We start from the raw sequence: 13,312 nt of genomic DNA, 5'->3' as shown, positions 1-13,312 counted from the left end.
GCTTGAACCGCTTTCCGCGGGTCATGGGCATGCGTTCAGGCTATGACCCCGCCGAAGTCGACGCCCTGATCGGGCGGATCGAGTCGACCCTCGGCAGGGGCTCGCACACCATGGAGCCCGTCACCGCCGACGAGGTGCGCGGTGCGACGTTCCGCACCAAACGCGGCGGCTACCAGGAGACCGCCGTCGACTTCGCGCTCGAAGCGTTCGTGGTGGCCCTGGAGACGCAGGCCAAGCGGCCCGTACGCCTGGCCATGGCCGAGCCCACCGGCGAGATGTTGCGGGAGGAATGGTTCGAGACCCAGGCCGCCCGCGTCGAGCGGGTGGCCTTCCGTCCCGGACGCATGGGCGCCGGCTACAACGAGGACGAGATCGACGCCTTCCTCGACCGGATCGTGGCCACTCTGCGCGGCACCACCGACTTTCCGCTCACGGCGAAGGAGGTGCGGGAGGCCACGTTCTCCACCGTGATGTTCCGGTCCGGCTATCTGATCGCGGACGTCGACTCCTTCCTGGCCGACATCGCCGAAGTCCTCGACCAGCGTAACTAGGCGCTCTCCAGGCAGGTGCCTCATGACTCATAATGAGGTCCATGGCGGTATCGGTGCGGCCCGTCGGCCCTGACGACACCGAGGCAGTGGCCCGCGTGCTCAGCGAGAGCTGGGGCGGCACCACCGTGATCGCGCTGGGTCGCGGAGAGCTGGTGGACGCGGTCGAGCTGCCCGGCTTCGTCGCGGAGAGCGGCGGCGAGGTGGCGGGCGTGCTCACCTACCTCGATCGTGACGGGTTCGTCGAGATCGTCACGGTCGACGCCGTGCTGCCCGGGCAGGGGGCCGGCCGGGCCCTGCTCGACGCCGTACGCGCCCTCGCGTCCGCACGCGGGATGGAGCGGCTCACGCTGATCACCACGAACGACAACACGCGTGCCCTGCGTTTCTACCAGCGTTACGGCTTCGACCTCGTCGCCCTGCACCGTAACGCGGCGGACGAGGCGCGCGAGCTCAAACCCGCCATCCCCGCGGAGTCCGACGGCATCCCGATCAGGCACTACCTGGAGCTGGAGCTGGCTCTCTGACCGCCTTCCTCCTGCTCTGCACCAGGGCGACGATCACGGAGGTCACGGGAGCGGCCAGGAACGCGCCGGTGATGCCCGCGATCACGCTGCCCACCGTGATGGCGACCAGGATGACCGCGCCGGGCAGGTCGAGGGCCTTGCCGTAGATCTGCGGCGCGAGCACGTGCCCCTCCAACTGCTGCACGGCTACGGTCACCGCGACCACGATCAGCGCCACCAGCCAGCCCTTGGCCACGAGCGCCACCACCGCGGCCAGCAGCCCTGCCATGAACGCCCCCACCACCGGGAGGAACGCCCCCACGAACGTCAGCACCGCCAGCGGCAGCGCGAGCGGCACCCCGAGGATCCACAGCGCGAGCCCGATGAAGAACCCGTCGAACGCGCCCACGATCGCCACCCCGCGGATGTAGCGGCCGATCACGGCGAAGATCAGGTCGCCGGTCCTGGTCAGGCGGGTCCTGGCGGAGGCGGGCGCGAGGTCCACGAGCCAGCGGAAGAGCCGGTCGCCGCCGTGCACGAAGTAGACCGACAGGATGGCGGCCAGCACGGTTCCGACGACGACCTCGCCGACCGTCCTGACCCCGGCCAGCGCCCCCGTGGTGATCTGCCCGCCCTGCCCCGACAGGTAGTCCCTGGCCTGGGTGAGGAGCCGCTGATCGTCGAGCCCGACGGCGGCGACCAGCCGGTGCACGTCGCGCAGCACCTGGTCGACGCTGGTGCGCAGCTCCGACACGCTGGCGACGGTGGGCGGCACCAGCAGCGCGATCAGCGTACCCGCCAGCACCAGCCCGCCGACGAACGTGACCGCGGTGGCCGCCGCCCTGTTGAGCCCTCGTGACCTGAGCCAGCGGGCCGGCGGCAGCAGCAACGCGGTCAGGAACACGCCGATGACGATGGAGATGGCCACCGTACGCACGTGGTACAGGCAGAACAGGGCCACCGCCGCGACCGCGAGCCACCCGAGCAACCGCCACGGTCCCATGCCCCACCTCCCGATCGTGCCTGGTCAGAGGCCTTCCCTCGGAAGATCGGGGGCAACCCAGGTCAGGCCGGCGGGGCGAGGTGCGGGCGCTGGGAGCGCTTGCCGGACTCGTACGCCTCGCGCGCGGCGTAGGTGGCGCTCGTCGTCGCCACCTGCGCCACGGGCACGTCCCACCAGGCTTCCGACGATGGTGCGTCGTCCGCCAGCCGGTCGGTGCGTACGTGGATCACGGTGGTCTCCGTCGCCGACCGGGCCGCGTCGAGCGCCTTGCGCAGGTCGGCGACCGACTCGGGGCGCAGGACCGAGGCGCCGAGGCTGGCCGCGTTGGCGGCCAGGTCGACGGGGAGCGGGTCGCCGTCGCGACGGGCGTAGGAGGTGCCGAGCCGCTCGGCGCCGACGCTCTCGGACAGGCGGCCGATGGAGGCGAAACCGGAGTTGTCGACCAGGACGACGATCAGCTTGATGCCCTCGGAGACGGCCGTGACGAGCTCCTGGGCCATCATGAGGTAGGAGCCGTCGCCCACCAGCACGAACACCTCGCGCTCCGGCGCCGCCATCTTGACGCCCAGGCCGCCCGCGATCTCGTAGCCCATGCAGGAGTAGCCGTACTCGACGTGGTAGCTGCCCGGGCCGCTGGGCCGCCAGAGTTTGTGCAGGTCGCCGGGCATGGATCCGGCCGCGCACACGACCACGCCGTCGTCGCCGGCCGCCGCGTTGACCGCGCCGATGACCGCCGACTGCGGCAGCGGCGAGCCCTCCAGCGCGTACGCCTCGTCGACGGCGGCGTCCCAGGCACGGGTGAGCTCGGCGGCTCGGGCGCGGTAGGCGGGTGGTGTGCTCCATCCCGCGCACGCCTGGCCCAGGTCGGCCAGCCCCTCGCGGGCGTCGGCGACCAGTTGCAGGCCGGACAGCTTGGCGGCGTCGAAGCCGGTGATGTTGACGTTCACGAACCGCGCGCTGGAGGCGAAGATCGTCCGGGAGGCGGTGGTGAAGTCGCTGTAGCGGGTGCCCACGCCGATGATCACGTCGGCCTCGCGGGCCAGCGCGTTGGCGGCCGTGGTGCCCGTGGCGCCGACGGCGCCCATCGCGAGGGGATGGCCGTGGGGGAGCGTGCCCTTGCCCGCCTGGGTCTCGGCGACCGGGATGCCGTGCGCCTCGGCGAAGGCGCGCAGCTCGTCCGTGGCCTCGCTGTAGATCGCGCCGCCGCCCGCGACGATCAGCGGGCGCTCGGCCGAGGTGATCAGCTCGGCGGCCCTGGCCAGGGCGGCGCGCTCAGGGCGCGGCCGGGGAATGTGCCACACGCGGCGGGCGAACAGCTCGTCCGGCCAGTCGAACGCCTCCGCCTGAACGTCCTGCGGCAGCGCCAGCGTCACCGCGCCGGTCTCGGCGGGGTCGGTGAGCACCCGCATGGCGGCCAGCAGCGCGGACGGGAGCTGCTCAGGGCGGTTGATCCGGTCCCAGAAGCGGGAGACCGGCTTGAAGCAGTCGTTGACCGAGATGTCGTAGGAGCGGGTGTCCTCCAGCTCCTGCAGCACGGGGCTCGCCACGCGGGTGGAGAAGATGTCGCCGGGCAGCAGCAGCACGGGCAGCCGGTTGATCGTCGCGCCGGCCGCGCCGGTGACCATGTTGGTCGCGCCGGGGCCGATCGAGGTGGTGCAGGCCAGGGTCGTCAGCCGGTTGCCGGCGCGGGCGTAGGCGGCGGCGGTGTGCACCATTGCCTGCTCGTTGCGGGTCAGGTGGTAGGGCAGGTCGCCGGCGGAGGTGGCCAGCGCCTGGCCGAGGCCGGCGACGTTGCCGTGGCCGAAGATGCCGGCGCAGCCGCCGAAGAACCGCCGCTCCACGCCGTCGCGCTCGCTCCACTGCTGCGCCAGGAACCGCACCACGGCCTGCGCCACGGTCAGCCGGGTCGTCATGGGACCTCCTCCGCCGGCCTCAAGGAGACCTCGACAAGCTCAGTCATGTGCCCTCCCGAACGGGAGTCTCGGGTCGATGGGCTGGGAGTCCCACGACGCGCGGATCCAAGCGTGGCCGGGGTCGTCGCAGAACGCCATCGAGCGCTGCTCCGCCGGGCCTGCCAGGACGTTCAGATAGTAGAGGTCGTAGCCGGGCGCGGCCATGGAGGGCCCGTGGTAGCCGTACGGGACCAGCACGACGTCGCCGGACGAGACCTCGGCCAGGGTGTCGATCTGGCCGCGTTCTGAGGAGTAGACGCGCTGGTAGCCCAGACCCCGGCCGGCGACCTCGAAGTAGTAGATCTCCTCCAGCACGGCCTCGCCCGGGTTGGGGGTGTCGTGCTTGTGCGGCGGGTAGGACGACCAGTTCCCGCCGGGGGTGAGCACTTCGACCGCCACGAGCTTGTCGCAGTCGAAGGCGTCGGGGGAGCAGAAGTTGTTCACCTGGCGGCTGGCCTGGCCCGCGCCCCTGATCTCCACGGAGACGTCGGCGGCGGGCACGTGGCGGGGCTCCAGTGCGCGAGTGGCGCGGGCCGAGGGCAGCGCGATGCGCCCGTCACCCCTGAGCGTCACGTGGGCGCCGATCGGAAGGTAGACGAAGTCGGACGGTCCGTCGAACACGGAGGAGCGCCCGGCCAGCTCGTACGTCACCGCATCGGGCCCGTGCGTGCCGGGCGGCGGGGAGGCGGATGGGGTGAGGGCGACCGTGCACGAGCCCGACAGGGGGAGCACGAGCATCTCCTCCTCGCCCGTGTCGAACGAGACCGTGGCGTCGGCCAGGTTCGCGACGCGCAGGCCCGAATAGGTCCATCCGGCCAGGGACGGGGTTATCTCCACCGCCCAGGGGCCGTTGGCGGACTTGCCGTACGGAAGGTATGTCATGCGCGGGCCTCTCGAACCAGGGCGGCGGCGCCGTCCACGGCGGTTGCTACGTCGTCGTCCGGAGGGTAGAGCAGAGCGCGCCCGACGACGAGTCCCCGGACGCCCGGCAGTCCGAGCGCGCGGTCCCAGTCGGCGTAGGCGGCGTCGATGTCCGGTGGGTCGCCGCCGAGCAGCAGGGCGGGCAGCGTGGTGGCCGCCATCACCCGCTCCATCTCCGCCACCGCGGGGATCTTGAGCCAGGTGTAGGCCGAGGTCACGCCGAGCGCCTGGGCGACGCTGATCGCGCGGATCACGGCGTCGGGCGACAGGTCGTTGCGGACCGCGCCCGTCTCCGCGCGCAGAGACCAGAACGGCTCCACCATGGCGACCAGGCGCCTGCGGGCCAGGTCGCTGACCGCGCGGGCGCACGACTCCAGCGTCGTCACGGTCGCGTGGTCGCCTGGGTCGATGCGGCAGAGCATCTTGCCGCCGTCGAGGCGCATCGTGTCGATCGACGCGGCGTCGAAGCCGGTGAAGCGGTCGTCCAGCTCGAACACCGAGCCCTGCAGGCCGCCCCTGTTCATGGAGCCGAAGGCCAGCTTGCCCTCCAGCGCCCCCAGCAGGAGCAGGTCCTCCAGCACGTCGGGGGCGGCCAGGATGCCGTCGACACCCGGCCTGGCCAGCGCGGTCTGGAGGCGGCCGAGCAGGTCGGCGCGGCTGGCCATGGCCAGCGGGCGGTCGCGTACGGCCAGCGCCCCCCTGGCGGGGTGGTCGGCGGCGATGATGAGCAGCCGCTCGCCCTCGCGGGGCATGCCGCGTCGCTGCCGCCGGGCCGCCGCCTCGGCGATCTCCTCCGGCTTGGTGGCGCGGATGTGGGTGAGCCGCGCGTATCCGGCGGCCCTGGGCAGCGTGATGTCGCTCAAGAGCGATCCCCGTTCTCGGTGCCGTTCAGCAGGTCCTCCACGTCCGCCGTCGCCGGCATGGCGTCGGCGCAGGCCAGGCGGGCGGCCACGAAGGCGCCTGCGGCGTTGGCGAAGCGGATCGTGTGCTTCAGCGGCCAGCCGCGCAGCAGGCCGAGGCAGAGGGCGCCGCCGAACGCGTCGCCGGCTCCGATGCCGTTGACCACCTTCACCTCCACGGGCTCCACCAAGACGCTCTCCTCGGCGGTGCGGGCGAAAACCCCTTCCGGGCCCATCTTCACGATGGCGACCTTCACCCCGGCGTCCAGCAGCGCCTGCGCCGCGCCCTCCGGGTCGCGCACGCCGACCGCGGTCTCCACCTCGTCGAGGTTGCCGACCGCGACGTTCGTGTGCGGCAGCGCCCGGCTCGCCGCCTCGTACGCCGCCTCCCGCGACGGCCACAGGCTGGGCCGGTAGTCGAGGTCGAACACCGTCCAGCCGGTGGTGCGCGCCGACAGGGCGGCGGCGTGGGCCGCGGCGCTGGGCTCCTTGCTCAGGCCGGTCAGCGAGAACCAGAACAGGCTGGTGGCCGCGATGGCGTCGAGGTCGAGGAGGTCGGGGGAGATGCGCAGGTCGGGCGGATGCTCGCCGCGGTAGAAGTAGATCGGGAAGTGGTCGGGAGGGAAGATCTCGCAGAACGTGACGGGTGTGGGCGGGCCTTCGATGGTGCTCACGTAGGCGTCGTCGACGCCGAAGCCGCGGATCGCCCGCCGGACGAAGTCCCCGAAGGGATCGGCTCCCACGGCGGTGATCACGGCTGAGCGCAGCCCGTGGCGCGCCGCGGCCACGGCGACGTTCGTCGGGCTGCCGCCGAGGAACTTGCCGAAGGTCTCGACGTCGGCCAGCCCGACGCCGGTCTGCAGCGGGTAGACGTCGACGCCGCAGCGGCCGATCGTGATCAGGTCGTGCACGGCGGGCCCGGGCGGGCGGCCTGTCGCGGGGAGCGGGGTCTGCACCTGACGCACCTCCAGGGTGAGGCTTCTCTCGACACTATGGCATATTGTCATGACATTCGGATGTCCGCTATGTTGCCTGATGTGCCCATCCTCGCGGCTGACCCTCTCCTTCGGGCAAACGCACAGCGTACGGGCACCTCCGGAAGCGTGGCCCGGCGAATTGGGCGGGCCTTTACGTCATATGCATGTCATGACATATTGGCCCATGGCTTCCTCCCCTAAGGACATGTCGGAGGGTTTGCATGGCAGAGCGGAAACGGTCGCTGGGAGTGGTCGCGGTCCTCGCCGCGGCGGGGCTGGGGCTCGCCGCGTGCGGCCAGTCGTCCGACGGAGGCGAGGGTGAGGCCATCGAGCTGACGATCACCCAGAACGCCATCAAGGGCGGCAAGAACGCCGCCGGAGCGACCTTCATCGAGGACTGGGTGATCCCCAAGTTCGAGGCCGCCCAGAAGGCGAAGGGAAAGGACGTCACGGTCAAGTTCGTCCCCAGCGGAGTCGACGACGAACAGTACAAGACCAAGCTCTCCCTCGACCTCAAGTCAGGCAAGGGCGCGGACGTCATGGACATCGACGGCATCTGGGCCGGCGAGTTCGCCGAGGCGGGCTACATCAAACCGCTGCCGGAGCTGGTCGGGCCGGAGGCCGACAGCTGGGACGGCTGGTCGCAGATCCCCGAGGCCGTCCAGGGCATGGCCGAGTTCAACGGCAAGAAATACGCCCTGCCGGTCGGCACCGACGGCCGGGTGCTCTACTTCAACAAGACGCTCTTCCAGAAGGCCGGGCTCCCCGCCGACTGGCAGCCGAAGAGCTGGCAGGAGATCATCGACGCGGGCACGAAGCTGAAGTCCGCCGGCGTGCCCGTGCCGATCCAGATCAACGCCGGCACCGCCATGGGCGAGGCCACCTCGATGCAGGGCGTGCTGCCGCTGCTCGCCGGCGCGGGCGGCGAGGTGCAGCAGGACGGCAAGTGGACGGGCGCCTCCCAGGCGCTGAAGGACGCGCTCGGCCTCTACCAGAAGATCTACGGCGGCGGCCTCGGTGACCCCAAGCTCCAGCAGGAGGCCAAGGGCCGCGACAAGTCGTTCCAGCAGTTCGCCGAGGGCAAGGTCGGCATCCTGATGGAGGGCGACTACTTCTGGCGCGGCGTCGTCAACCCCAAGGACGGCGTGGCGAAGATGGCCGACCGCGACCAGGTCGTCGGCTACGCCATGATCCCCGCGATGGAGCCCGGCAAGGGCCTGCGCGGCCAGGACTTCGTCAGCATGTCAGGCGGCGCCCTGCGCACGGTCAACCCCAACAGCGAGCACCCGAAGGAGGCCTTCGAGCTGCTGACCTTCACCCTCTCGCCCGAGGCGCTGAAGGAGGAGACCAAGGACGGCAACGTACGCGTCACCCCGCGTACCGACGTCAACAAGGAGATCCTCGCCGGCGAGCCGCTGCTCACCTTCATCTCGGAGAAGGTGCTGCCCGTGACCGCCTACCGGCCGCCCGTCGCCGTCTATCCGCAGGTGTCGGTGGCGCTGCAGGAGGCGACCGCGGCCGTCGCCGGCGGCACGCCGCCCGACCAGGCGGCGGCCGACTACCAGAAGAAGCTTGAAGGAATCGTCGGTGGCGCAGGCAACATCGCCTCCTGAGGTCGTCAAGGAAGACGAGCGGACCCGCCGCGGCTACAGCTCTGACGCGGCGGGCCTGGGCAGCCTGCGGGCAGGGGCGTTCGTCGCCCCCGCCCTGCTGCTCATCGCCGCCTTCCTCGTGTTCCCCGCGCTCTGGGTGCTCTACCTGGGGCTCACCAACTACCGCCTGACCGGCGCCGCCGCGGCCGAGCCGGAGTTCGTCGGGCTCGACAACCTCCTCGACGCGGTCTCCAACCCCACGTTCTGGAACTCGACCTGGCTGACCGTGCAGTTCGTGCTCGGCTCGGCCGTCATCGGCCAGGTCGTGCTCGGCTTCACGATCGCCTGGCTGCTGCGCGACCGCGTCGGACCGCTCAAGCGGCTGGTCGAGGGCCTGGTCATCCTGGCCTGGATCCTGCCGAGCGCCATCGTGTCGTTCCTGTGGGTGGCGCTGCTCGACCGCGACGGCGGCACGCTCAACGCGCTGCTCGGCATCCCCGGCTTCGCGTGGCTGCTCGACCACCCGATGTTGTCGATCATCGTCTTCAACACCTGGCGCGGCACCGCGTTCTCGATGATGTTGTACGGCGCCGCGCTCGGCAACGTGCCGCCCTCCCACCTGGAGAGCGCCCGCCTGGCCGGAGCCACCGGCTGGCAGCAGCTCAGGGACGTCGTCTTCCCGCACATCCGGGGCCACATCCTGACCAACCTGCTGCTCATCAGCCTGTGGACGTTCAACGACTTCTCCCCGTTCCTCATCACCGCGGGCGGCCCCGACGGCAGGTCCGAGGTGCTGGCGGTGCACGTGTACAAGGTCGCGCTGCAGAGCGGCGAGCTGGGCTACGGCGCCGCCGTGTCCACGATCATCCTGCTGATCAACCTGGTCGTCGCGGTCTTCTACCTGCGGCTGCTCCGGAGCAAGAAATGACGCGCTTCGTCCTGGGCCGGATCGGCTTCTGCACGCTCATCGCGGTGCTGCTGGCCTTCTTCACGATCCCGCTGTTGTGGCTGGTGACCGCGCCGTTCACCTCCGACCCCTCATACGAGGTCAAGGTGCCCGACTTCACCTGGGACAACTTCCAGGCGGTCGTGGAGCACCCGTACGCGCTGCCGTCGCTCTACAACTCGCTCGTGTTGTCGGTCGGCACCGCCGTGCTGGTCGTGCTGTTCGCGGCGCTGGCCGCGTACGCACTGAGCCGGGTGCGCCTGCCCGGCCGGGACGCCCTGCTCTACGCGCTGCTGCTGCTGTCGTCGATCATCACGGGCACGGCGGCCATGGTGCCGCTGTTCCAGCTCGCGGTCGAGCTGAACCTGATCGACTCGCAGTTCGGGCTGATCCTCATCCTGACCGGCGGGCTGCTGCCCGCGGCGATCTTCATGCTGAAGGACTTCATGGACTCCACGCCGAAGTCCTACGAGGAGTCGGCGCGGGTCTTCGGGGCCTCGCCGCTGCAGATCGTCCGGCACGTCGTCGTCCCGCTGGTGCGGCCCGGGCTGGCCACGATCGGGGTGTGGGCCCTGGCCAACGTGTGGGGAAACTTCCTCATGCCGTACCTGCTGCTGAGCGACGTCGAGAAGCAGCCGGCCGCGGTGATCACGTACACGCTGTACACCGAGGGCGGCCAGGCCAACCTCAGCATGTTGTCCACGTTCGGCCTGCTCTACTCGATTCCCGTGGTGCTCATGTACCTGTTCGTCAGCAAGAAGTACGGCTTCCGCTTCCACGGAGGGATCAAGCGTTAATGGCCGCCATCGAACTACGCGGGCTGACCAAGGTCTATCCCGGCGGGGTGAAAGCGCTCGACTCGCTCGACCTCGGCATCCCCGACGGCGAGTTCTTCGCCCTGCTCGGCCCCTCCGGTTGTGGCAAGACGACCCTGCTGCGCACGATCGCCGGGCTGGAGACGGCCACCGGCGGCGCCGTGGTCATCGGCGACCGCGACGTGACCGGGGTTCAGCCGGGCGGCCGCGACGTCGCGATGGTCTTCCAGGACTACGCGCTGTTCCCGCACATGGACGTCACGGACAACATCGCCTACCCGCTGCGGATCAAGAAGGTCGCCAAGGGCGCGCGCCGCCAGAAGGCGGAGGAGGTCGGCGCGCGGCTCGGCCTCGACCACCTCATGGACCGCCGCCCCGGGCAGCTGTCGGGCGGCCAGCAGCAGCGGGTCGCGCTGGCCAGGGTGATGGCCACGCAGGCGCAGGCGTTCCTGTTCGACGAGCCGCTGTCCAACCTCGACGCCCGCCTGCGGCTCGAAGCCCGGACGTTCCTCAAGAAGCTCCAGCGCGAGCTGGGCGTCACCACCGTCTTCGTCACCCACGACCAGGCCGAGGCGCTGGCCATGGCCGACCGGATGGCCGTCATGGAGAACGGGCACATCCGGCAGATCGGCACCCCGGCCGAGGTGTTCCAGCGGCCGGCCAACACGTTCGTGGCGGGGTTCATCGGCTCGACGCCGATGAACCTGCTGGATGGCGCCGTACGAGGTGACACGCTGGAGGTCGCGGGCTGCAAGGTGGCGGTCCCGGCCGCCGCCGAGGGGCGGCTGACCGACGGGGAGAAGATCGTCTACGGCGTGCGGCCGGAGTACATGACCTACTCGGCCGGGCCCGCCGAGGGCGCGCTGAGCGGGAAGGTGGTCATCGTGGAGAACCTGGGCGCGTCCCACCTGGTGACCCTGGACGTCAACGACGTCCTGGTGCAGGCCGTCGTGCCCGAGGGCAGCGAGCCCGCCGTCGGCGACGACGGCCACGCGCTGCCCCGCCGCGACCGGGCCCTCGTCTACCGGGACGGTGAGCTGGTGTGATCATCGAAGGCCGCTGGAGCCTGGACGACAGGCTGGAGCAGATCCTGCGCGAGGTGCCCTTCGAGGTGGGCGCGGGCGCGGCCGCCGTGACCGTGCGGCTGGCGTACGACAGGTCGCAGGGCGTCATCGACCTCGGGTGCGCCTCGCCCGCCGGGTTCCGCGGCTGGTCGGGTGGCGCGCGTGACACGTACACGATCGGCGAGGACTGGGCGACCCCCGGCTACCTGCCGGGCGAGCCCGAGCCGGGCACGTGGCACGTGTGGCTGCGGCTGCACCGCATCCCGCCGCAGGGCCTCGACTACACGCTGGAGATCACCACCGCGACCGTCGCGCCACCGGAGCCGGTCGTGGCGGAGCCGCCGCACGGCGAGCGCCCGGCGCGGCGCGACATCCCCGACACCGGCGGGCTGCGGTGGTTCGCGGGCGACTTCCACGCCCACACCCTGCACAGCGACGGCGGGCTCAGCATCCATGAGCTAGCCGAGCTCGCCCACGGCAGAGGGCTCGACTTCCTGGCCGTCACCGACCACAACACCGTCAGCCACCACCCCTGGCTGGCCAAGATCGACCGCGAGATCACGCTCATTCCCGGCCAGGAGGTCACCACGGACCGGGGCCACGCGAACGTGTTCGGCGACGTCGGCTGGGTGGACTTCCGGCGGCCGGCGGACTCCTGGGCCGAGCACGCCGAGCGCGCGGGCGGGCTGATGTCCGTCAACCATCCGCTCGGCGGCGACTGCGCCTGGCTGCTGCCGATCGAGCGCCGGCCCGCCATCGCAGAAGTGTGGCACTCCGGCTGGTGGGACCGCCGCTGGGGCGCGCCGCTGGCGTGGGCCGACGCCTGGCGCCACGACCTGACCGTGATCGGCGGCAGCGACTTCCACCGCCACGGTTCCGACGGCCTGCCCGGCGCCCCGACGACGTGGGTGCTGGCCGAGGACACCACCACGGTGCTCGACGGTGTGCGTGCGGGGCGCACCGCCGTCTCCGCCGGTCCCGACGGGCCGCTGCTGCTCAGGCTGGGCGACGAGTTGCTCGCGCTGGACGCCGACGGCCTGGTGCTGGTGGCCCCCGACGGGCGGCGGCGGGTCGTCCGCGGGGACCGTACGCTCCTGCCCGCGTCCGGCGGCCGCCACCGGCTGGAAACGTACGAGAACGAGGTGATGGCGCTATGCGAGTGAACGTGCCGACGAACGGAGTGAGGTCATGAGCACGCGAGTGCGGAAGGTCGCCAACGCGCCGGTGAGTTTCGGCGTGTTCGAGCTGAGCGACGCGCCCCCGCCGCTGAACGCCGGCGAGATGGTCGGCGCGTTGTCCGAGGCCGGTTACGAGGGCATCGATCTGGGCCCGGTGGGTTACCTGGGCACCAGCCACGACCTGGCGGAACGGCTCGACGGCATGCTGCTCGCCGGCGGCTGGGCCGACCTGCGCTACAACGACGCCGAGGAGTTCCGCAAGGGCCTGACCGCGCTGGAGAGGACGCTCGACGTGTTCGCCGCCGCGCCGCCCGCCCCCGAGCAGTTGGCGCCGCGGCCCACGCTGGGTTGCTCCGGCTCGCCCGAGAGGTTCGCCCGCCCTGGTGGGAGCGTTCCAGGGCTGCCGTCCTCCGAGTGGTCCGGATACGCCGCCCGCGTCCAGGAGGCGGTCGGCCGGTGCCGCGAGCGCGGGTTCGAGCCCGCCTTCCACCCTCACCTCGGCACGTACGTCGAGACCCCCGACGACGTCGAGCGGCTGCTGGAGCTGACCGACGTCGAGCTCTGCCTCGACACCGGCCACCTGCTGCTGGGCGGGGGAGACCCGGTGACGAAGCTGCGCGAGTGGGCCGGGCGGGTCGGCCACGTGCACATCAAGGACGGCGACACCAAGATCCTGGCCCAGGCCCTGGACGACGGCGTCGACCTGCGCGAGCTCATGGGCCGCGGCGGGTTCTCCTCTCTCGGCGAGGGCGAGCTGGACCTGGCCGGCGTGATCGCGGCCCTCGACGAGATCGACTATGAGGGCTGGGTCATCGTCGAGCAGGACACCCTGCCGGGCCGCCGCACGGTCGCCCAGAACATCGCCGACCAGGCCGCCAACCGCGAGCGACTGAGGGAACTGGGACTTTGAC

The 13,312-nt window shown here is 71.3% G+C and carries 13 protein-coding genes; 8 read left to right on the top strand and 5 right to left on the bottom strand.

All coding sequences use genetic code 11. The features are described 5' to 3' along the window. Positions 1 to 2: 2 nt before the first annotated feature. Both ACTWPV_RS37955 and ACTWPV_RS37950 read left to right on the top strand, forming a co-directional pair. On the top strand, positions 3 to 551 hold the full coding sequence (locus ACTWPV_RS37955; protein WP_443155489.1) for a DivIVA domain-containing protein: 549 nt from the start codon (positions 3 to 5) through the stop codon (positions 549 to 551). A gap of 41 nt (positions 552 to 592) precedes the next feature. Continuing rightward, positions 593 to 1,075 carry a GNAT family N-acetyltransferase gene (locus ACTWPV_RS37950; protein WP_347649925.1) on the top strand — a complete coding sequence of 161 codons (483 nt, stop codon included), beginning with the start codon at positions 593 to 595 and terminating at the stop codon, positions 1,073 to 1,075. Here ACTWPV_RS37950 and ACTWPV_RS37945 read toward each other — a convergent pair. The 5 genes from ACTWPV_RS37945 to iolC all read right to left on the bottom strand — a co-directional run bounded on the left by ACTWPV_RS37945 (position 1,041) and on the right by iolC (position 6,785). Beyond that, positions 1,041 to 2,057, bottom strand: a complete 1,017-nt coding sequence (locus ACTWPV_RS37945; protein WP_443155488.1) for an AI-2E family transporter — start codon at positions 2,055 to 2,057, stop codon at positions 1,041 to 1,043. The two genes, ACTWPV_RS37950 and ACTWPV_RS37945, sit on opposite strands and share 35 nt — an antisense overlap. A 62-nt stretch (positions 2,058 to 2,119) precedes the next feature. After that, positions 2,120 to 3,970, bottom strand: coding sequence for a 3D-(3,5/4)-trihydroxycyclohexane-1,2-dione acylhydrolase (decyclizing) (gene iolD / locus ACTWPV_RS37940; protein ID WP_443155487.1), 1,851 nt, complete (start codon positions 3,968 to 3,970; stop codon positions 2,120 to 2,122). A gap of 39 nt (positions 3,971 to 4,009) precedes the next feature. Continuing rightward, the gene (iolB, locus tag ACTWPV_RS37935; RefSeq protein WP_347649922.1) at positions 4,010 to 4,891 is read right to left on the bottom strand and encodes a 5-deoxy-glucuronate isomerase; all 882 of its coding nucleotides are present in this window, start codon (positions 4,889 to 4,891) and stop codon (positions 4,010 to 4,012) included. Then, a complete protein-coding gene (locus ACTWPV_RS37930; RefSeq protein WP_443155486.1) occupies positions 4,888 to 5,793 on the bottom strand; it encodes a Cgl0159 family (beta/alpha)8-fold protein in 906 nt (301 codons plus the stop codon). The genes iolB and ACTWPV_RS37930 overlap by 4 nt, the downstream gene beginning before the upstream one ends. Next, the gene (gene iolC, locus ACTWPV_RS37925) at positions 5,790 to 6,785 is read right to left on the bottom strand and encodes a 5-dehydro-2-deoxygluconokinase (RefSeq protein ID WP_443155485.1); all 996 of its coding nucleotides are present in this window, start codon (positions 6,783 to 6,785) and stop codon (positions 5,790 to 5,792) included. The genes ACTWPV_RS37930 and iolC overlap by 4 nt, the downstream gene beginning before the upstream one ends. A gap of 242 nt (positions 6,786 to 7,027) precedes the next feature. On the opposite strand from iolC, the gene ACTWPV_RS37920 reads away from it, so the two are divergent. The 6 genes from ACTWPV_RS37920 to ACTWPV_RS37895 are packed head-to-tail and all read left to right on the top strand — an operon-like array spanning position 7,028 to position 13,311. Continuing rightward, positions 7,028 to 8,419 (top strand): extracellular solute-binding protein, encoded by a 1,392-nt coding sequence (locus ACTWPV_RS37920; protein ID WP_443155484.1) that lies wholly within the window; start codon positions 7,028 to 7,030, stop codon positions 8,417 to 8,419. Then, positions 8,394 to 9,326, top strand: a complete 933-nt coding sequence (locus ACTWPV_RS37915) for a carbohydrate ABC transporter permease (RefSeq protein ID WP_443155483.1) — start codon at positions 8,394 to 8,396, stop codon at positions 9,324 to 9,326. Before ACTWPV_RS37920 ends, ACTWPV_RS37915 begins: the two co-directional genes overlap by 26 nt. Then, entirely contained in the window at positions 9,323 to 10,141 is an 819-nt protein-coding gene (locus tag ACTWPV_RS37910) for a carbohydrate ABC transporter permease (protein ID WP_347649919.1), read from the top strand. Before ACTWPV_RS37915 ends, ACTWPV_RS37910 begins: the two co-directional genes overlap by 4 nt. Next, positions 10,141 to 11,205 (top strand): ABC transporter ATP-binding protein, encoded by a 1,065-nt coding sequence (locus ACTWPV_RS37905; protein WP_347649918.1) that lies wholly within the window; start codon positions 10,141 to 10,143, stop codon positions 11,203 to 11,205. The genes ACTWPV_RS37910 and ACTWPV_RS37905 overlap by 1 nt, the downstream gene beginning before the upstream one ends. Then, complete coding sequence (locus ACTWPV_RS37900) at positions 11,202 to 12,386, top strand: CehA/McbA family metallohydrolase (protein WP_347649917.1); 1,185 nt, start codon at positions 11,202 to 11,204, stop codon at positions 12,384 to 12,386. The genes ACTWPV_RS37905 and ACTWPV_RS37900 overlap by 4 nt, the downstream gene beginning before the upstream one ends. Positions 12,387 to 12,411: 25 nt before the next feature. Continuing rightward, positions 12,412 to 13,311 (top strand): TIM barrel protein, encoded by a 900-nt coding sequence (locus ACTWPV_RS37895; protein ID WP_443155482.1) that lies wholly within the window; start codon positions 12,412 to 12,414, stop codon positions 13,309 to 13,311. Position 13,312 lies beyond the last annotated feature (1 nt).

This window comes from Nonomuraea sp. KM88, from assembly GCF_052245635.1.
Classification (GTDB): domain Bacteria; phylum Actinomycetota; class Actinomycetes; order Streptosporangiales; family Streptosporangiaceae; genus Nonomuraea.
This window is presented reverse-complemented; position numbering and strand designations above follow the sequence as displayed.